Here is a 19,328-nt window from a genome sequence, read left to right on the forward strand (position 1 = left end):
GCTCAGTCCTCCGTGGAGCATTCGAACCACACCGTCGCGCCGGGCGGCACCGAGGTGACCCCCCAGCGCGTGGCGAGGGCATCGACGATCATCATTCCGCGCCCGCCCTCGGCGCAGGGTTCGTCCCGGACGTGGGGCGTGGAGCCGGCCGCGCCGTCGTCGGTCACCTCGCCGCGGATCACGTCACCGTCGGCGATGACGGCGACGGTGACCTGACCGCCGTCGCCGCTGGCCGAATGCCGGACGGCGTTGGTGACCAGCTCGCTGACGCACAGCTCGACCGTGCCGGCCACCGGTTCCGGCCCGAGCACCTCGCGCACGAACCGGCGGGCGTGCGCCACCGAACGATCGGCGCCGGGAAAGGTGGCCACGCCGATCAGCGTCGTCTCACGGGTCATCGGGGCACCTCCGGGGTGGCCGCGCGCGCGTGCCGGGGGCGGCCCCCCGGACCGCGGCCTCTCCTGACCGTCGCCTGCGAGGGGCGGTGCGCAAGGCGGGCGACTCGACCGGCATGGCGATCACTCCTCGGGAAGGGTGTCGGTGACCAGGTAGCGGCGCGGCACCTTGTACCGCGCGAACCGCATCCGCAGTTCGGCGTCCACCCTGTCGACCAGTGGCCGCGGGGCGACGTCGCCGCGGGCGACGAGATGGGCGACGACGGCCTCACCGTGCCGCTCGTCGGGTTCTCCGCGGACGAGGACGCCGGCCACGCCGGGGACACGGCGGATGGCGTCCTCGATCTCCTGGGGGTAGACGTGGTAGCCGGTGTTGATCATCCGGTCGAGCCGGCCGCGGAGATGGAGGTAGCCGTTCTCCAGGCGGCCCAGGTCGCCGAGCGAGCACCAGCCGTCGGCGTCGGCGTACTCGGCGACCACCATCGGAGACCGGACGCGGACCTCCCCGGACGGCCCGAGGCGCAGGTCGCCGGCCGCGGCGACGGGACGGCCGCAGCTGCCCGCCCGGGACATGTCGCCCTCGGCGATCGCCCGGTGGTCGGCCTGGTCGAGGACGGTGAGGGGCCAGCCGCCCTCCAGCCGGCCGTAGACCTGGACGAGGACGTCCCCGAACAGGTGCACGCCGTCCCGCAGGTCTGCCGGCGCCAGCCGCGCCCCGCCGTAGATGAGGCGGCGCAGCGCGCCCAGCCCGCCGGGACGGTTCCGCACGGCGTCGGCGAGCCGGGAGACCATGCCGGTGACCATCATCGTCGAGGTGATCGTGCCGGTCCGGAGCAGGTCGAGCACGGCGCCGGCGTCGAACCGGCGCATGATCACCTGGGGCAGTCCCATGCGCAGGAACGGGAAGGTCCCCACGAGTCCCGTGCCGTGCATCAGCTGCTGGACGGTGAGGAAGCACTCGTCCGGCCCGAAGCCGGGGCCGTAGCCGCCATCGCGATAGAGAACGATGTTGGCGGCCATCGTGGCCTCCCAGTTGCCGTACGAGATCGGCACCGCCGACAGCTCTCCGGAACGGACGGCCCGGGGGTAGAGCAGCAGGGTGCGATCGGCCGGGATCTCCGGCTCGGGCGGCACGGGCGGGCCGGTGAGCGGCTCGTCGTCATCGTGCACCAGCGCCTCGCCCCCGGCGTGCTCGCGGTCCACCAGGACGGCGTCCGTACCGGCGGCCCGCCAGGTCGCGGCGGCCTCGGCGGGCGCGGCGCCGGGATCGACGGGCACCCGGGTCGCGCCCAGCCACTCGACCGCGAGGGACGCCTCGATGGCCGCGATCGCGTTGGTGTGCCACAGCCCGATCCGCCCGCCCGCCAGGCCGCGCCCGGCCAGGGCCCCGGCGAGCCGGTCGACGCGCCCGGCGAGTTCGTCCCCGGTGCGCGTACGGCCCGCGTCATCGCTGACCAGCACGCGGGATCCGGCGGCCAGGAGGGCGGCCCGGGTGGCGTTCACGACTCCGCCAGGCGCTCGCGCAGGACGGCGCGCTGCACCTTCGCCCCGCCGAGCACGCAGGGCAGCTCGTCGAGCACGAGGATCTCGGGCCGCTCGTGCGGGAACAGCCCCGGCGCGGCCGTGCGGTCGATCTCCTCCCGCAGCGACGGCGTGTCGGCGAACCCGTCCTTGAGCACGACCGCGGCCACGACCCGGTCGTCCCCGAGCCCGACGACACCGCAGTTGGCCACCGCGGGGTGCTTCAGCACGGCGGCCTCCACCGAGTGCGGGTACACGGTCCCGGACGACGTCGGGATCGAGTCGGCGGCGCGGTCCACGTAGTAGAGGAATCCGTCCTCGTCGAGGTGGCCGACGTCCGCGGGCCTGAACCAGTCGCCGGGCAGGAAGGCGCCCTCGGTGCGATCGGGCATGCCCCAGTAATGGCCGATCGACATCGCGCTGCGGACGACGATCTCGCCCAGCCGGCCCCGGGGGACCCGCCGGCCGGCGTCGTCGACGATGGCCACCTCGAAGAACGGGGACGCGGGCCGTCCCACGCTGGTGATCCGCCGCGGGTCCTCGGCGACCTCCGAGGCGAGCAGGCGGGTGGTGACCGCGCCCTGCTCGGTCGAGCCGAAGCCGTGGCACCACACCGGCCCCAGCAGCGCGGTCGTGCGTTCCAGAACCTCCGGCGTCGCGAAGAACACCACCAGCCTGCGCAGGCGGTGCTCGACGCCGCCGCGCGCCTCGACGAGATCGAGGATCGGGTCGAGCATCGGCGCCGGCAGCAGGAGGCCGGTGACGCCCTCGGCGACGATGACGTCCAGGACGTGGGCGGGGTCGAAGGCGGAGTCGTCCACCAGCACCGTCCGGGCACCGCGGACGAGGTACGGGTAGAGGAGCTGGAAGCCCGTCGCCCACTGCAGCGCGTGCGCGTGCAGCACCACGTCGGAGGGGCCGACCGGCGGGAGGCCGGGGGCGAACGTGTCGACATGGTGGAGGTTCTGGTCGACCACCGCCGCCCACGAACGATGGCTGACCGTCCAGGGTTTCGGGGAGCCCGTGGTGCCGGACGTGGGCTGGATGAACGCGGGAGAGTCCTCGTCCACGTCCAGCGGATCGGCCACGGGGGACCCCGCCGCCAGGACGTCCGCCCACGGGATCGCCCAGGACGGCGGCTCCTCGCCCACCGCGATCAGCAGGAGGTCGCCGAGCCGGTCCCGGTGCGCCTCGACGGCCTCGGCGAAGCGGACGTCGAAGATCAGCCCGCGCGCGTCCACCCGCTCCAGCATCTCCGCGTGCGTGCCCATGTCGAAGTGGCTGTGCAGGATCACCCGGACGATGCCGGCCCGTTCGCATCCCAGCCAGGCGTGCACGACCTCGGCCCGGTTGTGGGAGAGCACGCCGACCCGCTCCCCTTCGTCCACCCCGAGGGCGGCCAGTCCGGTGGCGACCCGGTTCGCCGACGCGTCGAGTTCCGCGAACGTCTGGGCCCCAGCGGCCGTGGTGAGCGCCGTCGTCCCGGCGAACCGCGCCGCCGCGTCCACCGGCAGCATCCCCGCCCTGATCTGCATCTTTCCTCCTCGGGAGGTCCAGCGATGCCACGACGCTAGGAGGCGGGTCCCGCCCGCGGGCGGCCGTTGCGCGGAGCGACAAGCGATCTGGCACGCATTGACAAGTCCCGCCTTGCCCGCCCGGATCCACCGGCTTAGCGTTGGCCCCGTGGGACAGGTGCTCTCCACCGAACAGGTCCCGCCGCGGGATCGCGTCGCGTACTGGCACGAGGTCATCTGCTCGACCTTCATCAAGCTGGACGTGGCCCAGACCGGCGGCGGAATGTTCCGTGGCATGGTGCGGAACCACCAGATCGGGCCGATCCAGGCGACCCGCATCCTCACCGATCCGATGACCGCCGAGCGTTCGCGCCGCCATCTGCGGTCGGCGGAGGAGGACGTCTGCCTGCTCGCGCTCCAGCTGCGCGGCCGGACGGTCGGCCGGCAGGACGGGCGGCAGGCCGTTCTCGAACCGGGCGACCTGGCGCTGTTCGACAGCACGCGCCCCTACCTGGTGGACTTCCAGGGCCGCCAGTTCGACCACCTGGTGCTGCAGTTCCCCCGCGCCGCGCTCCGCGAGCGCGGCATCGAGGCGAACGACGCCACGGCCCACCGGATCGCGGTGGACTCAGTGATCGGCCGGCTGGTCTCCCCCTTCCTCATCAACGCCACGCGGGTGGCGGACACGGCCAGTGCGGAGACCGGGCAGCGGCTCGCCGGGATGGCGCTGGACCTCGTCGCGACCGCGCTCGCCCCCCTCACCGGCCTCGACCGTCCGCCCTCCTCACCGGGAGAGGAATTGCTGCGCCGAGTCCAGCTCTACATGCAACTGCACCTGTCCGACCCGTGCCTGTCCCCGCCCAAGGTCGCCGCGGCGCACAACATCTCGCTGCGCCAGCTCCACCGGCTGTTCTCCCGCGAGGGCACCACGTTCGGGCGCTGGCTGCGCGAGGAACGGCTGCGCCGCTGCTACGACGACCTGGGCTCGCCGCTGCTCGCCGGACGCTCCATCGCGGAGATCGGCGCCCGCTGGGGCCTGCCGGACGCGCCCGGCCTCAGCCGCGCGTTCCGGGCCCGTTACGGCATGAGCCCCCGCGAGCGCCGGAGCGCCGCCGTCTCCGCGGGGAGCGCGGCGCAGCCCTGAGGAAGGCCGCGTGGGCTCACGCTCCTTCGCGGTCGGGGCCCGCGGCCAGGTCGGCGACCACGGCCGCATGGTCGGAAGGCCAGACACCGTCCACGGGCCCGTCCCCGGCGCGGCGCACGGAACGGACGTGGCCGAGACCGCCGGGGCCGGGGGCACCGACGTGGATGTAGTCGATGCGCCCCGGCGGCTCGTGGGTGAGGGCGGCGTAGGGGTTGGACGGGTCCCAGGTGATTCCGGGCGCGGACGGGTCGGCGTACTCCCAGGCGTCGAGCAGGACCTGGCCGGGAACGGCGGGAGCGGTCCTGTAGCCGCCCAGCAGCCGCATCTCGTCAGAGTCCGGCAGGGCGTTGTGGTCGCCGGTGAGGATGGCGGGAAAGGGGGTGTCCCGCCCGTGGTCGGCGATGAAACGGGCCAGGACCCTGACCTGGGCGCAGCGGACCGCGGACTCGTGCGGGGCGGAGTTCAGGTGGGTGGTGAAGAAGGCGACGGGATGGCCGGGCGCCTCCACCCGGGCGTAGAGGGCCCGGTGGCCGTCGTCGCGCCCGCCCGCCGTGGGGAGCCGTACCGTGGCGCTGTCGACGATCGGCCACCTGCTCAAAACGGCGTCGCCGACGTCGATCCCGCTCTCACCGAGCCGTGCGTGCCAGCGGCCGGGACGGTCCGACGCCGCCCAGGTCCAATGCATGCCGAGCCGGTCCGCGAGCCATCCGGCAAGGTTCTCCCTGCCGTCGTCCCAGACCTCCTGCAAGCCGATGAGGTCGCAGCCGAGCGGTTCCAGGGTGGCCGCGATCGCCTGCCGCCGAGCCTGCCAGGGCCCGAACCGCCACCACACGTTCCAGGTCAGCACCCGCATTCACGCCACCCCCTGGCCGTGCCCGGTGCGGTGCCGTTCCCAGGCTTCACGCAGCCAGCCATATTGCTTGCGCAAGCGCCGGGGCGCCTTGGGCGGAGGGACGTCGAAGCGCTCCGCGGGAAGGGGGAGCCCCACCGGCCTGACCGGAACCGAAAGGACGTTGTGCTCCTTCTCAGGCGTTCGCACCATCACGTCGTAGCTGATGGATTCAGCACGCACCCAGACGCCGGTGATCTCATCCCAGGGAAGACGCTCGCGCCGGAAGGCATGGACGATCTCGAGGCCGTCCTCCCCGATGATCACCCGGCTGCGCAGGGACAGCGTGAACACCAGGCCGAGGAGGAGAAGACCGGCCATGATCACAGCCATTCCGAACAGCCGGGAGGTGGATTGGTCGGGCAGCCCGCCCGATACCGTCAGTTCGAGGCACCACACGAACAGGTAGATGCAGAAGGCGGCCCCGAAAGCCATGAGTAACAGCGTCCTGTAGCTGCGCATCGTTCTGCGATTCTCCATGCGGCGTCCCCCAATTCCTGTGGTGCGCCTCATCGACACGGGCCCAGGTGGTCGGCGAGTGCGGCGCGTGGTTCCGTCAGGTTCGTCACCCACAGCCTCGCGGCCGCCCCATGATCCTGCCGACCGACCGGGCGGTCAATGGCGACTGATCGGCCTGGGAACGCCCTGAGATCATCACGCGCCGACGAACTTCACGGCGGCGGCAGAGGAACGGTGGGGCTCCGGTGTCCATTGGGGTGACATCGGAAGGGAGGCGCCGTGAACCGAGAAGCCCGTGAAAGCTTCGCCGCGTTCGTCGCGGCGCGGTCCAGCGGCCTCATCCGGACCGCGTACGTGCTCACCGGTGACCGGCATGCGGCCGAGGACCTGCTGCAGACGGCGCTGGCCAAGACCGCCGCGCGCTGGAAGCACGTCCATTCGTCGCCGGTGGCCGCGCCCTTCACACCTGGCGGCCGAAGGCGGCGGACGAGGCCGGCGGCTTCGTACCGGAGTGACGGGCCAGGTCTCGCGGGAACGTGCGGGGGGGCGATCACCTTCATGCTCACCATGCTCGGCGGCGGGGCCTCCGAGGACTTCCCGCCCGCGGGCCGACCGTCTCCCCCGCATGGGGAAACGTCGCCTCGCCCGGCCGGGAGCGCGCTCGCTGTGGATCGCCGCAACGGCAGGCGTCCGCCCGCGGGCCTGTCGTCATGGAAGGCCCGGGTCCTCCACCCTCGGTGACCGCGCTGTCGAAGCGCGGGACGAGCGCGAACGCCGCGGCCAGCAGGGCCACCCCCGCGAACATGTGGGCGGGGGAGGGCCAGGATGCGGGGTCGGCCAGCGGCGTACCGGCCAGCAGGACGTAGGTCTTGGCGACGACGGTCGCCACGAAGATCAGCACGACCATCCGGCAGCGCTGCAGGGCGATCTGCAGCTGTACGACGCCGGCGCCCACGGCGGCGGCGAAGAGGTACGGGTAGGCGGTCGAGGTCAGGAGCTCCCCGTCGATGCCGTGGCGTACCGACAGGATCAGCGACAGCTCTCCCAGGCCGATGAGCACTCCCGCGCAGATGCCGTACGCGATGCCGTTGAGCCGCCTGGCGTGCAGCCCGGCGGGCTGCCTGTCGCCGAGCGCGAAGAGGCCCGCGGGGAGCACGAACGAGGTGATGGCGAGGATCGGCAGCAGGCCCGGCGACGGTGACCGCCAGGTGGAGCCCGCCGCCTGGGTCAGGCACAGGCCGGCGGCGAACAGGAGACCGAAGGCCAGCCATTCCGACCACGTCACGTGCTCGTTGAAGAGGGCCCGCGCCACGGCGAGGAGAACGACCAGGCCCGCCAGCAGTGCCGGGGTGATCGTCTCGGGACCGTTCCGAAAGAGCGCGGCGAGGTGGAACGCGACGCCCCCGAGCATGAACGCCGTGCCGCACCACCACGGCCCGCTGGCGAGGACGCGCGTGGCGAGGTGGATCGGCCGCGTGCCGGCGAGCGGCTCCATCCTGGCGGCGGCGCACTTGAAGAACCCGAACCCCGCGAAGTAGAGCACGCTGGCCACGAAGGCCAGGCCGTGGCCCTGCCATGCGTTCATCGGTGACCTCGTACGGGGAGCCGCCCGGCGGGCCGGCGGGTCGTCGCGGCATCCCGCACCGGGCGCCCGCGCCGGCCGCCGGATCGTGTCCCGGTGCGACGGCGGCCGTCGATCTCCCGGGTGGCGCCGCACCGAGGCGGAGCGCCGGCCGTACGCGGCCCCGACGTGCCGCCACCGTGGATGCCGATGCGCATGATGGGGACTGTAAACCCTTATTGGCGGTCTGCCAATAGGCTATCGTCAAGCTGTCGATCAGCTCCCAGGGGCCCGAGCCATCCGAGGAGATCCATCGTGAAGGAATCCCCGTTCCGCGCAGCCTCGCCGCCCACCGGGAACGACCGGACCGCGGGGCCGCCACGGGATCCCGGCCGCATGCCGGGGCACCCCACGACCACCGGACGAAGCGCCACCGGACCGGGGCGGAACGGCCTCTCACAGGTTCTCCTGCTGGCCAACCGCCTGCATTGCGAGCGGACGAGATCGCTCGACTCCGAGCTGAGGGCCATGGGGCTCACCCGCATCGACTACCTCGTCCTGGCCGCGCTCGCCGCACCCGCCGGGGAGCCCTGCCCGCTGAGCGTGCTGAGCCGGCGGGTGGCCGCCCATCCCACGACGGTCGCCGGCACCGTCGGCCTTCTGGAGCGCCGGGGCCTGGTCGCCCGGAGCCCGCACCCGACCGACAGGCGCATCACGCTCGTGGAGATCACGCCGGCCGGTGCCGAGCGTGTCGGTGCCGCCGACACCATGATCGAAGCCGCGCGGCCAGAGCTCCTGGGAGCCGTGTACGACGACCACCGGCGGCTGCTGGAGATGCTCGGGCCGCTCGTTCGGACGTCACCCGCGGCATCACTGGACGGCTCCCGCTGACGCGCCCGCCCCCCAGGCGTTCCGTTCCCCATCCGGCCGCTCCCGATCGGCCGTCCGGAGGGGAGCGCGCGGCGGGCCGCCGCGGCGCTCAGCCCCCGGACGTGGGCGACGGGCCGGGCAGGGGAGCCCCTCCGCCCTGCTGCTTGCCGGCGGGGTCGGTCATGGACTCGTTGGCGGCTCCGATCGAGGTCACCTCGGTGACGCGCCACCGCTCGCCCTTGCGGACCAGCCGCATGTCCAGATGGGAGCCCAGCACGCGGCGCGTACCCGCCGAGCTGCGCACCTCCGAGTCCATCACCACGATGGCCCGGGCCGAGGCCGCGTCGACGTCGCCGAGATAGACGGCGCGGACGGTGGCGGTCGCGTCGGCCTTGAGCCGGGTGATCACACCCTCCAGCCCGCCGGTGAACGCGACGTCGTAGGTCTTCGCGAAGTCGTCCGAGGCCAGTGCCAGCACCTGGTTCCTGGCCGCCCGCGGGTTGCGGTGGTCGTAGCTGAGCAGCGCCTGCCCGAACTCGCCGGCGCGGGCCTGGACCTCCCTGCGGTCCGACTCCCGGGACGCGGCCTGGTCGGCCCGGTACCACTGCGCCCCGGCCGTGGCCACCGAGGCGAGCAGGACGAGGACGAAGGCCGTCCGGGCCAGGGTCCCGCGTTCGGGCACCCGTACGCGCCGCCCGCTCCGGCGCTCACCGCCCTCCCTTTCACCGGTCCCGCCCTTACCGGTTTCGCTCTCCTTGCCCGCGGCCTTCTCCGGCTCGTCCTTCTTGGGCTCGTCCTTCTTGCCCGCGGCCTTCTCCGGCTCGTCAGCCTTGGGCTCGCCCTCCTTGGGCTCGTCCGTTCCGCCTTCCGTTCCGCCTTCCGGTTCGCCGGGGCCGCCGTTCCCGGCTTCCGGCTCAGCGGGCTTCTTCGGCTCTTCGGGGTCGCCGTCGGGCGCCATGGATTCCTCCTGCGAGTCGTCTGCTTGTGTCATCGCCGCCGACGCATGCCCACGGTGCGCACGGCGCGGACGGCGACGCCGAGCAGCACCAGGAGGCCGATGGCCGGGGGAAGCAGCGGCAGCCAGCGTGACGCTGCCGCGGGCTCATCGTTCGCGCCGGTGGAGCCGGCCGGCCTGGCCGACAGGGTGCTCTCGGCCGCCTCCGGCGTGGACGGTGCCCGCGCCGCGGGCGCCTGCCGGTCGCGCCGCTCCGGGGATCGCGCCGCGCCGGACGCCCTGGCCGCCGCCGGGCACCGTTTCACCTCCGGCACCGTCGGGCGGGGGGCCGGCCTGGTGTACTCGGCGGGGGCCCGGGGACCGGCGATGGTGATCACGGGCGTGACCCGCAGGTACGCTCCGGAGGCGTCCCGGGCGGTGACGTCGCTGACCAGGGCCTGGAGCGTGGGGACCATCTCCAGGACATGGTCGATCTTGGCCGAGTTGGCGGGCGTCAGGAGCGGCCGGGTCGGTGTGGCCACGGCCGTGAGCAGGCATCCCAGGCCGGGGCGCGATGCCTCCAGGAGCCGGTTGATATCGCGCAGCGCCGCCGGCCCCTCTTCCAGGACCGTGTCGAGATTCCTCCGGTTCTGCCGTACGGAGGCGGTGAGCCGCGCCAGGTCGGCGGTGCCGGAGGCGATCTCGCCGCGGTGGCCGGACAGCGTGGCGGTGAGGCGGGTGAGTTCCACCGACAACGCGTCCAGGGTGCCGGCCTTGGCCGCGAGGGTGCCGGTGAGCTGGTGGGTGTCGGCGATGATGCCGTTGATGGAGTCGCCGCGTCCCTGCAGCCCGGTGGCCGCCTCGTGCACCAGCGTCCGGGCGTCGCGCGGGTCGACCGAGCGCAGGGTGTCGCTGAGCCCGGTGAACAGCTCCTGGTAGTCGACGGTGGGCGCGGTGCGGGCGACGGGGATGTGGTCGCCCTCCTTCAGGACGGCGTCTCCGGGCCGTCCCGGCCGCGTCAGCTCGATGTAGGGCTCGCCGATCGCGGACTTGCGCAGCACGCGGGCGCCCGCGCCGGCCGGGACGCGCGCGCCCCGGTCAAGGTCGAGCCGTACATCGACATGGCCTTGGCGGAGCCGCACGTCGCCGATCCTGCCGACCCGCACGCCCAGGTGCGTGACCTCCAGGTCGCGGTTCAGGCCGGGGGAGGTGGCGAACTCGGCGGTGACGTGGAACGGCCGGTCGAGCGCGTCGACGCTGATGATGTTCCGGACGGCCCACACGGCCAGCACCACGCCCAGCAGGGTGAAGAAGGCGAGGTTGACGACGATGCGCGGCTGTCTCACCTGCAGTCTCATGCGCGGTCTCATGGGCGGGGCCCGGCGAGTTCGTTCCAGGGCCGCCGCTCGGTCGCCTCGGCGGCGGCTCCGGGTTGCGGGAGGAACCCCTTGACCCAGAGGAAGAGCAGGGCCTGGCCGCTGTGCGAGACCGACGGGCCGCGCAGGAACGCCAGCAGGGCGGCGGCGAGTTCCTTCAGGTCCTGGCCTCCCCGGACGGCCGCGGCGAGCAGCCGGTCGGCCCGCTGGAGCAGGTCGGCCAGGCGCTCGGCGTGGCGTTGCCGCACGTTCGCGTTGACCGAACGGGCGAGCTTCAGCATCTGCTGCACGGAGCGTTTCAGCTGCGCGCGGTCGGCCTGGAGGCGTTCGGTGGCGACGGTGATGCTGCCGGGCAGCCGGTCGATCCGGGCCTGGCCTTCGCGCAGCGAGCCGCCGAGCCGGGCGAGGTCGTCGATGGCGCGGCCGAGGTCCGCGCTCGCGGCGGCGTAACCGCCGGAGATGTCGGCGGCCTGCTTGATGAGCCTGTTGAGCCTGCGTCCCTTGCCGTCGAGCGCGGTCGCGGACTCGCCGGTGATCGTGGCCAGGTCCTGGCCGCCCAGCGCGGCGAGCAGCGGGCCGAGCCGCCCGCTGATCTGCTCCAGGTCCGGCTGCACGGAGGTCTGCGCGATCGCGGCGCCGCGTGCCAGGTGGGGGCCGGTGCGCATGTCCCTGCCCGGCGGCAGGTCGAGGCGTACGTAGTTCTCGCCGAGCAGGGAGGTCTTGGCGATGGTGGCGGTGGTGCCGACCGGGACCCGCCGGTCGTCGCGCAGCGACATGGTGACCTTGGTGCGGTAGCCGGCGAGGCGGATGGCGGTGACGGTCCCGACGCGGATGTCGGAGATCTGGACGCTGTGGCCGATGACCAGGCTCTGCACGTCGTCGAACGTCGCGGTGAGGACCATGTCGCCGCGGGGCGCCCCGATGGTCTGGACGGAGCAGCCGGCCGTGCCCGCGACCAGGGTCAGCGACAACGGCACGGCGACCGCGGCCATGACCGTGCGCCCGCGCCCCCGGCGCGGGCGCGCCGGACCGTCGCGGTCGCCGGCCGGCCGGCTCGTCGGTGCGTTCATCGCGGGGCCCTTCCTGGAGGTGGGGTGCAGTCGGCGAGGGCGGGTTCGCCCCGCAGGCACGGGACGGTGCCCCAGCCCATGGCGGTGAACAGGGGCTGGAGCCAGGCGCGGAGGGTGCCGTGAACGACGAGCCGGATGGTCACGGCGCCGTTCTCGCGGTCCCATGCCTGGACGGCGACGTCGGCGAACCGGCCGAGGGCGTCGATGGCCTGTTCGAGGGAGCCGGCGTTGGCCTTGAGGGTCATCACGATGTCGGACAGGTCGGCGACCGTGGCCGGCAGGGTCTCCCGGTACTCGGTGACCAGGACCTCGCTCTTGCGGATCACGGCGGCCAGGCCCTCGACGAAGCCGTTCAGCCGGGTGCGTTCCTCGGCCAGCGTCCGGCTGGTGGTGGAGAACGACCCGATGAGCTCGCCGAGCCGGCGGTCGCGGTGGTTCAGGTCGGCCGCCAGGCCGCGGAGCCCCTCGGCGAGCTTGACGATCCGCTGGTCCTGGGCGGCCAGGTTCCGCGACAGGGTGGCCGTGCCGCGCAGCGCGTCGTTGATGTCGCCGCCGTGCCCGCGGAGGGAGCCGGCGCCGCCGGACACGGCGGCGCCGAGCCGGTCGGCGTCGATCGAGCGGTTCAGCCGGGCGAACGCCGCGAGCGCGTCGTCGATCTCGACCGGCAGCTCGGTGCGTTCCCGCGGGATGACCATGCCGGACGCCGCCCTGGGCCGGCCGGGGCTCCAGGCGGGACGCAGCTCGACGTACCGCTCGCCGAGCGCGTTCGCCGACTCGACGACGGCGCGCGCGTCCCGGTGGATCGGGACGCCGGCGTCGACGGCCAGCTCGACGCGCACCCGGCCGCGCTCGGTCCTGATGGAGGTGACGCTGCCGGCGTCGGCGCCCATGACCTTCACCCTCGACTGCTCGTACAGCGAGGTCGCCCGGTCCAGGTAGACGGTGATCTTGAAGGGGTCGCCGCCGGATCCGATCACCGTGCACCCTCCGGTGCAGGCGGCGGCCGCGACCGCGAGGGCGGCGGCGATGAGGCGTTTCACGGTCGGCCTCCCTGGGGCGTACGGGTTCCGCGGGCGTCGGCGGGCAGCAGCCGGGCCAGCTCGGCCAGGTCCTTCGGGGACAGCGGGCCCAGCCCGGTGGCCAGGACCTCCAGCCAGGGGCCGTGGCCGCCGGCCCCCGACAGCCCGCTCAGGGTCGGGCCCGCCCACGCCAGGAGCTCGTTGAAGTCGCCGGTGGTGGGACGCAGGGTGCCGAGGGTGCCGCGCAGGTCCTCGATGAGGGTGACGAGCCGCCGCTGCTGCGCGTCGATCAGTTCGGTCATCGCCGCGACCGTGCGGCCGCCGCTTCCCAGGAACGCCGACAGCTCCGCCCGCCGCCGTTCCAGCTCGGTGAGCATGACCTGGACGTTGGCCAGCAGCTGGGAGAGCTGCCGGTCCTTGGAACGGGCGAGGTCGAGCACCCGCTCGCCGTTGGTGAGCAGCCTGTCGATGTGCGGGTCGGACTCGTTGACGGTCCGGGCGAGGTCGGCGAGATCGCCCAGGGTCCGGCTCAGCCTGCCCCGGTCGCCGGCGTCGACCTGGTCCAGCTCGGCGACGATCCGGTTGATGGACCGGCTGTCGAGCCTGGTGACGGTCCTGGTCGAGTCGTTCAGGACGTCGTTGACGGTGGCGGGCGTGCCGGTCCGCTCCAGCGGGACGCGGCGGCGGGCGTCCGGCAGGTCGGCCAGGTGCGGGGTGGTGACCGGACCGGACAGGCGCAGGTAACGGCCGCCGAGGATGTTCTCCACCTTGACCTCGGCACGGGTGGCCGGGCCCAGGCGCACCTCGCCGTCCACCTTCCAGGTGACCAGGACCCGGCCGCGCGCGTAGTCGGGGGTGACCGCGGTGACCTCGCCCGAACGGATGCCCGCGACCCGTACCTCGTCCCCGGCCCGCAGCCCGCCGGTCTCGGCGAACACCCCGGTGACGGTGTAGCGGTCCTGGAACAGCCCGCGGGTGCCGACCAGGTAGACCGCGACCACCAGGGCGATCAGCGTGCCGGACGACACCAGCCCGACGGTGATCTTGTTGAGGTCGCGGAACGATCGCGATGCCATTCAGGAGCCTCCCACCAGCAGGCGGCGCAGGGCGCCGGTGGAGTCCACGCGCGTGGCGCCGGGACCGGCGGCCGGACCGGCCGCCCGTCCCGTCCCGCCTCCGCCCGCGGTCTCGCGCGGGCCCGGCAGGCGGGTGGGGTACGGGCAGGGCGGCGCGGCGAGGGTGAGGCAGGGGATGGCGGCCTCCGCGTAACGGCCGTTGTCGAAGGCGGCGAAGATACGCCGCAGCTTGGGCTCCGCCGAGCGCATGACCTCGGCCACCGTGCCGCTGTTGCGCCGCACCGAGGCGGTGAAGGACGACAGCCGGGCGATCACCGCCGCGAGCTCGCGGGCGTTGCCGGCCAGGACCTTGTCCGAGGTACGGGCCATGGCCGCCAGCTCCACCAGGGCGCCGTCGATGAGCCGCCGGTTGTCGGCGAACGCGCCGCTCAGCTCGACCAGATCGTCGATGGCCCGGCCGATCTGCCGGTCGCGGCGGGCGATGATCTGGGTGATCGTGGCGTAGTCGGCCAGCATCTGCTTCAGGGTGCTCCGGCGGGCCGCGATCGTGGAGGAGAGCCGGTCGACGTTCACGATCAGCCGGTCCAGCTCGCCGGCGTTGCCGTCCAGGGCCTGGGACAGCGACACCAGCACCTGGTTCACCTGCGCGGGGTCGACGGTCCTGGTCAGCGGCGCGAGCTGGTCGATCAGCGCGCCGGCGTCGATGACCGACCGGGTCCGGGTGATGTGCGCGCCGGGCCGCATGGGGGTCGTGGACGTGCCGGGGATCAGGTAGACGACCCGCCGTCCCATGGCGTCGCGCCAGCGGATCGCGGCCTCGCTGTCGGACGGCACGGTGACCGACGTGTTCACGGTGAAGTCGACCCGGGCGCGGCCGTCGACGACCCGCAGCCCCTCCACCCGGCCGACCGGGGTTCCCGCGATCTTGACCTGGTCGCCGGGGGCCAGCCCGCTGGCGTCGTCGAAGGTGGCGCTGAACGGGCGGCCGTCCTCGAAGCCGACCCGGGCGATCTGCGCGCCGATGAACGCGGTCAGCACGCCGGTCACCGTGACGAAGGCCGCCACCCGGGCCGCCAGTGCCAGGCGCGCCCGGTCGCGGGCCGAGCGCGCGGGCTCGCGGTCGGGGGAGCGCCCGCCGGGCCGGAGCGTCCGTGCCATGTCAGCGGCCTCCCGTCGTACCGCACAGACCGATGATCAACCGGCAGGGGTCGGTGGGCAGCCAGCCCTGGCTGCGCACGTAGTTCTTGCCTCCGGGGCCCGGCAGGGAGGTCAGCTCCCCGTACAGCGGCAGCAGCTTCCCGCCCGTGCGGACGGCGTCCCCGGTCAGGCCGAGCTGGGCGTAGACGACCGCGGCGGCCCGCTCACCCGACCTGAATCCCTCGCCGAGCTGGCGCCCCCGCTTGTCGAAGCCGTGCGACACCAGCGCCGAGATCTCCGCCAGCCGGTCGGCGAAGCCGCCGAGCCGGTCCCGGCCGCCCGCGGCGGTCGTATCGATGAGCGTGCCGGCGTCCCCGGCGATGCCGACGGCCTGGTCGCCCGTGCCCGCGGAGGCCAGCGTCCCGGTGAGGTCGGCGGTGTCACCGATGAAGCGGCGGGCCTCGCCGCGGCGCCGGTGCGCCACGTCCGCCAGCGTCCCGGTCTGGTCGATGGTCTGGCGCAGGCGCGCGCCCTGTCCCTGGAGGCCCTGCGCGAGCGTGCGCACGATGGTGGAGACCTCGGTGGCGTCGACCGCGCTCAGCGTCGCGTCGGCCTGGCCGAGCAGGTCGGACAGGTCCTGCGGGTCGGAGGTGCGGGCGATGGCCGCGCCGGACGCCAGGTAGGGGCCGCCCCGCTCGCCCGTACCGGGGACGAGGTCGACGAACTTGGGGCCGAACGCCGAGGCGGGTTCGATCGCCGCGGTGGCCGTCGCGGGCACGCGTACTCCCGGGTCCATGCGCAGGGTGAGGCGGGCCCGCCCGCGCTCGGTCAGCTCCGCCCGTTCCACCGACCCGACGGTCACGCCGCGGATCTTGACGGGGGCGCCGTCGCCGAGCCCCTGGCCGGAGTGCCCGAACTCGGCGGTCAGCCGGGCCCCCTCGGCCCGCAGCGGACGGGCCACCAGCGCGTACACCGTCAGCGCGACCGCGGCGACGGTGAGCACCGAGATGAGCAGCGCCCGGCGCAGCGGGATGTCGTGGTTCATCCGGTCAGCCTCACGGTCGCGCCGCCGCCCCAGAACACGTAGGACAGCAGCAGGTTGAGGGTGACGATCGTGATGATCGAGAGCCGGATCGCCCGGCCCGCCGCCCGGCCCACCCCGGCCGGGCCGCCGGTGGCGTGGTAGCCGTAGTAGCAGTGGATGGTGATCACCGCGAACGAGAACACCGCCACCTTGATCGAGCTGTAGACCAGGTCGATCGTCGGCAGGTACAGCCCGAAGTAGTAGTCGTAAACGCCCGGCGCCAGGTCGAAGAACACCGTGCTGACCCAGCGGGTGGCGAAGAAGCTGGCGAACAGCGCGACCAGGTACAGCGGCACCAGCGCGATCAGCGCCGCCACCACCCGGGTGCAGATCAGGTAGGCGAACGAGCCGATGCCCATGACCTCCAGCGCGTCGATCTCCTCGGAGATCCGCATCGCGCCCAGCTCGGCGGTGAACGCCGAGCCGCACTGCGCCGCCAGCGCCACGGCCGCGATCACCGGCGTGATCTCGCGGACGTTGGCGAACGAGCCGACCAGGCCCATGAACGACTCGGCGCCGATCGAGCGCAGCCCGGTGTAGCCCTGCAGCCCCACCTCGGTGCCCACGAAGAACGCCATGGTGAAGATGACGAAGATCATTCCGCCGCCGACCACGGTGGCGCCGGCGCCGACCACGACGTCGCTGACGTGCCGCGCCACGGTCCTGGCGTACTTGCGGCGCCAGATCAGCTCGCGCGCCGAGTACAGCAGCACCCGGTAGACGAACACCGGCCAGCGCGCCAGGTCGCCGCCGCGCCGCAGCGCGACGCCGAGCGCCTCGGCCCGTACCGGGCTCCGGGTGGGAAGCAACGGGCCGGCCATCAGATCCTCGGCGGGAACGCGACGAAGTACACGGTCGTGATCACGTAGTTGAGGGCGAACACCAGCATGAACGCCACCACGATCGCGCGGTTGACGGCCTGTCCCACCCCGACGGGGCTGGACGCGCAGTTCATCCCCATGTAGCAGGCGACCACGGCGGCGATCAGGCCGAACAGCCACGACTTCAGCAGCGTCACGACCAGGTCGGAGAGCTGGAGCAGGGAGACCGCGCCGTCGAAGTAGGCGCCGGGGGTGACGTCCTGCAGCAGCACGTTGAACACGAACCCGCCGGCCGCCCCCGAGACGATGACCAGCGAGGCCAGCAGGGTCGAGACCAGGCTCGCCGCCCACAACCGGGGCGTGACCAGCCGGTGCACGGGGTTGACCGCCATGACCTCCATCGCCGACAGCTCGTCGCGGATCCGCCGGGCGCCCATGTCGGCCGTCATCGCCGAACCGCCCGCGCCCGCGATGATCAGCGCGGCGGCGATCGGCGCGACCTCCCGTACCAGGCCCACCACCACCGCGCCGCCGGTCGCCGACTGCGCGCCGAGCTGCGCCGCGAGCTGGCCGAGCTGCAACGCCACGGTGGCTCCGAGAGGCAGCGCCACCAGCATCACCGGCAGGCTCGTCACCCGCGCCAGGAACCAGGCCTGCTCCATGAACTCCCAGAACCACGCCCGTACGTTCCACGTCCGGCGCAGCCCCTCCAGCGCGATCACGAACAACTCGCCGACCTCGCTGAGGAGCCCGTAGACCCGGGCGGGGACATGCATGACCGCCATCGCCGCACCTCCCTCCCACCGTCCCGTACTCACGAACGCCCCTGCGATCACCGCTCATGGCGACCCGGGGCTGCGGGGCAGGGCCACACTAGCGAGTTGTTGACAGGCCGCCAATAGGGTCCCGGCCTTTTATTGGCGAAGCGCCAACAGATGTCCGGCCACGCTTTCGAGCACGCGCTCAAGGCCCGGAATCCGCCGGATTCCGGGCCCAGGGCGCGACGGGGTGCCCGGCCCGCGGGAATCGCGGGCCGGGCGGGGGATGTCGGTCAGTAGTCGGGGTTGTTGCCCGTCGGGATCTCGATGCTGATCGGCATGGTGCCTTCGGACAGGAAGAGCAGGGCCGCCACGCGGATGATCTCGTCGAAGGCCCAGTAGACCGTCTTCAGGATCCCCGGCGCCCTGTCGAGCGAGAGCAGCCCCTCGCGGACCTGGACGAAGGGCTCCCAGGCCACCTCGAAGGCCGAGTCCCAGAACAGGTCCCGGGGGATCTTCAGCCATCCGGCGATCTCGTCACCCAGGATGTAGCGGGTGAGCGAGCCGAGGATGGGCTTGGTGAGGAGGCCGCCGTCGATGACGGCACCGAGGTTGAGGAGCATGTGAGCCAGCTTGATGCCCTCGGGCGTCGCGGCCAGGATCGGGTCCAGTACCTGCTTGGCCTGGGAGTTGGCCTCGGCCCACGAGTTGGGGATGTACTCGTCCTTGATGCCGAGCATGTGGGCGGACAGCTGCCAGGAGTGCAGGAACGCCTCGGACTCGGCGGCCGGGATCGGCACCTTCCACTTGACCAGGTTCTGCATGACGGTCGTGGGCAGGCTGTGCCAGGTGACCATCATGTCCGCCTGGCTGATCGGGACCTTCTCGTCGGCGACCTTCGTCCAGTACGGGGACTTGGGCAGCAGGTGGCGCACCCCGGCGTGGGCCAGCCGCGTCTTGACGCAGGTCACGATCATCTCGCCGTCGGGCTGGTAGGCCTTCAGCGACCCGATGTCGTACCCGAGCTTGGCGGTCTTGGTGATGCGGTCCTTGATGTCCGCGCCGCCCTTGGAGTAGTAGACCGCGCGCGCCTCCCTGGGGATGACCGTGCTCATCATCCCGCTGGCGAAGCCGTAGGTCACTCCGAGGTACAGGCCGCGCTTCTTGTTGAACTCCACCGCGGTGGCGAGCTTGCCCTGGTCGGCCCAGGAGGGCAGCCGCCTCGCCCGCTCCATGAAGTCGCGCAGGTCGGCGGGCAGCCCGGCCGGCAGCGCCTGGCTGTTCTTGGTCCAGGTCCGCAGCAGCTTGTTGACCTCGGGGACCGCCCCCCGGTCGAGCAGGGAGGCGACCAGCGCGTCGGCCTCCGGGTCCCACACCCCCCGAGGGTCGGCGCCCTCGCCGGCGCCCGCCACCGAGCCCTTGGGCGACCACGTCCACAGTGGGGCCGCCTGCGCGGGCGACGCGACACTGAGCGCGCCGACCGCGCCCAGCGTTCCGCCCGCCATCAGCACGTTGCGCCTGCTGGGTTTGTCCATGCCTTCGCTCCTCCTCGGCCGGAAGACTTACCCTGATACGCTGATACACGGGGAGTGTCTGCGTATATCAGGGACTCAATGAGAGCACACCGTGGCGGTTGTCACAAGACCCGTTGTGCCGGTGGCCGGAGCGGAATCGCCGCGACCTCGACGGCGTGCGGCCCA

At 73.0% G+C, this 19,328-nt stretch carries 18 protein-coding genes; 2 read left to right on the forward strand and 16 right to left on the reverse strand.

Annotated features, from left to right (window positions below; all coding sequences use genetic code 11):
* Nucleotides 1–2: 2 nt before the first annotated feature.
* The 3 genes from IW256_RS36040 to IW256_RS36050 all read right to left on the reverse strand — a co-directional run bounded on the left by IW256_RS36040 (nt 3) and on the right by IW256_RS36050 (nt 3,451).
* Nucleotides 3–398, reverse strand: a complete 396-nt coding sequence (locus tag IW256_RS36040) for an ATP-binding protein (RefSeq protein ID WP_197015207.1) — start codon at nt 396–398, stop codon at nt 3–5.
* Between the two features lie 120 nt (nt 399–518).
* Nucleotides 519–1,898 carry a class I adenylate-forming enzyme family protein gene (locus IW256_RS36045; RefSeq protein WP_197015208.1) on the reverse strand — a complete coding sequence of 460 codons (1,380 nt, stop codon included), beginning with the start codon at nt 1,896–1,898 and terminating at the stop codon, nt 519–521.
* Nucleotides 1,895–3,451, reverse strand: a complete 1,557-nt coding sequence (locus IW256_RS36050; protein WP_197015209.1) for a class I adenylate-forming enzyme family protein — start codon at nt 3,449–3,451, stop codon at nt 1,895–1,897. The genes IW256_RS36045 and IW256_RS36050 overlap by 4 nt, the downstream gene beginning before the upstream one ends.
* 148 nt (nt 3,452–3,599) lie before the next feature.
* Here IW256_RS36050 and IW256_RS36055 point away from each other — a divergent pair, with 148 nt between their 5' ends.
* Nucleotides 3,600–4,574: an AraC-like ligand-binding domain-containing protein gene (locus tag IW256_RS36055; RefSeq protein WP_197015210.1), complete on the forward strand. Its 975-nt coding sequence runs from the start codon at nt 3,600–3,602 to the stop codon at nt 4,572–4,574.
* Between the two features lie 16 nt (nt 4,575–4,590).
* Here the strand turns inward: IW256_RS36055 and IW256_RS36060 are convergent, their stop codons facing one another.
* The 3 genes from IW256_RS36060 to IW256_RS36070 all read right to left on the reverse strand — a co-directional run bounded on the left by IW256_RS36060 (nt 4,591) and on the right by IW256_RS36070 (nt 7,507).
* The gene (locus tag IW256_RS36060) at nt 4,591–5,427 is read right to left on the reverse strand and encodes an endonuclease/exonuclease/phosphatase family protein (RefSeq protein ID WP_197015211.1); all 837 of its coding nucleotides are present in this window, start codon (nt 5,425–5,427) and stop codon (nt 4,591–4,593) included.
* A complete protein-coding gene (locus IW256_RS36065; RefSeq protein WP_197015212.1) occupies nt 5,428–5,925 on the reverse strand; it encodes a PH domain-containing protein in 498 nt (165 codons plus the stop codon). It lies immediately after the preceding gene.
* Between the two features lie 559 nt (nt 5,926–6,484).
* Nucleotides 6,485–7,507: a hypothetical protein gene (locus tag IW256_RS36070; RefSeq protein ID WP_197015213.1), complete on the reverse strand. Its 1,023-nt coding sequence runs from the start codon at nt 7,505–7,507 to the stop codon at nt 6,485–6,487.
* A 291-nt stretch (nt 7,508–7,798) separates the two neighbouring features.
* Here IW256_RS36070 and IW256_RS42975 point away from each other — a divergent pair, with 291 nt between their 5' ends.
* On the forward strand, nt 7,799–8,374 hold the full coding sequence (locus IW256_RS42975; protein ID WP_197015214.1) for a MarR family winged helix-turn-helix transcriptional regulator: 576 nt from the start codon (nt 7,799–7,801) through the stop codon (nt 8,372–8,374).
* An 88-nt stretch (nt 8,375–8,462) separates the two neighbouring features.
* Here IW256_RS42975 and IW256_RS36080 read toward each other — a convergent pair whose 3' ends face one another.
* The 10 genes from IW256_RS36080 to IW256_RS36125 form a co-directional block, all read right to left on the reverse strand.
* Complete coding sequence (locus IW256_RS36080) at nt 8,463–9,311, reverse strand: hypothetical protein (RefSeq protein WP_197015215.1); 849 nt, start codon at nt 9,309–9,311, stop codon at nt 8,463–8,465.
* Between the two features lie 29 nt (nt 9,312–9,340).
* A complete protein-coding gene (locus tag IW256_RS36085; RefSeq protein ID WP_197015216.1) occupies nt 9,341–10,645 on the reverse strand; it encodes an MCE family protein in 1,305 nt (434 codons plus the stop codon).
* Between the two features lie 8 nt (nt 10,646–10,653).
* Complete coding sequence (locus tag IW256_RS36090; RefSeq protein ID WP_231404068.1) at nt 10,654–11,733, reverse strand: MlaD family protein; 1,080 nt, start codon at nt 11,731–11,733, stop codon at nt 10,654–10,656.
* The gene (locus tag IW256_RS36095; protein ID WP_197015217.1) at nt 11,730–12,773 is read right to left on the reverse strand and encodes an MCE family protein; all 1,044 of its coding nucleotides are present in this window, start codon (nt 12,771–12,773) and stop codon (nt 11,730–11,732) included. Before IW256_RS36095 ends, IW256_RS36090 begins: the two co-directional genes overlap by 4 nt.
* Nucleotides 12,770–13,828: an MlaD family protein gene (locus IW256_RS36100; RefSeq protein ID WP_197015218.1), complete on the reverse strand. Its 1,059-nt coding sequence runs from the start codon at nt 13,826–13,828 to the stop codon at nt 12,770–12,772. Before IW256_RS36100 ends, IW256_RS36095 begins: the two co-directional genes overlap by 4 nt.
* On the reverse strand, nt 13,829–14,986 hold the full coding sequence (locus IW256_RS36105) for an MCE family protein (protein ID WP_197015219.1): 1,158 nt from the start codon (nt 14,984–14,986) through the stop codon (nt 13,829–13,831). It abuts the gene before it with no gap.
* 1 nt (nt 14,987) lies between these two features.
* On the reverse strand, nt 14,988–16,010 hold the full coding sequence (locus IW256_RS36110) for an MlaD family protein (RefSeq protein ID WP_197015220.1): 1,023 nt from the start codon (nt 16,008–16,010) through the stop codon (nt 14,988–14,990).
* On the reverse strand, nt 16,007–16,870 hold the full coding sequence (locus tag IW256_RS36115) for an ABC transporter permease (protein WP_197015221.1): 864 nt from the start codon (nt 16,868–16,870) through the stop codon (nt 16,007–16,009). The genes IW256_RS36110 and IW256_RS36115 overlap by 4 nt, the downstream gene beginning before the upstream one ends.
* Complete coding sequence (locus tag IW256_RS36120; RefSeq protein ID WP_197015222.1) at nt 16,870–17,655, reverse strand: MlaE family ABC transporter permease; 786 nt, start codon at nt 17,653–17,655, stop codon at nt 16,870–16,872. Before IW256_RS36120 ends, IW256_RS36115 begins: the two co-directional genes overlap by 1 nt.
* A gap of 266 nt (nt 17,656–17,921) precedes the next feature.
* A complete protein-coding gene (locus tag IW256_RS36125) occupies nt 17,922–19,163 on the reverse strand; it encodes an oxygenase MpaB family protein (RefSeq protein WP_197015223.1) in 1,242 nt (413 codons plus the stop codon).
* Nucleotides 19,164–19,328: the final 165 nt, after the last annotated feature.

It is taken from the genome of Actinomadura viridis, from assembly GCF_015751755.1.
Taxonomy (GTDB): domain Bacteria; phylum Actinomycetota; class Actinomycetes; order Streptosporangiales; family Streptosporangiaceae; genus Spirillospora; species Spirillospora viridis.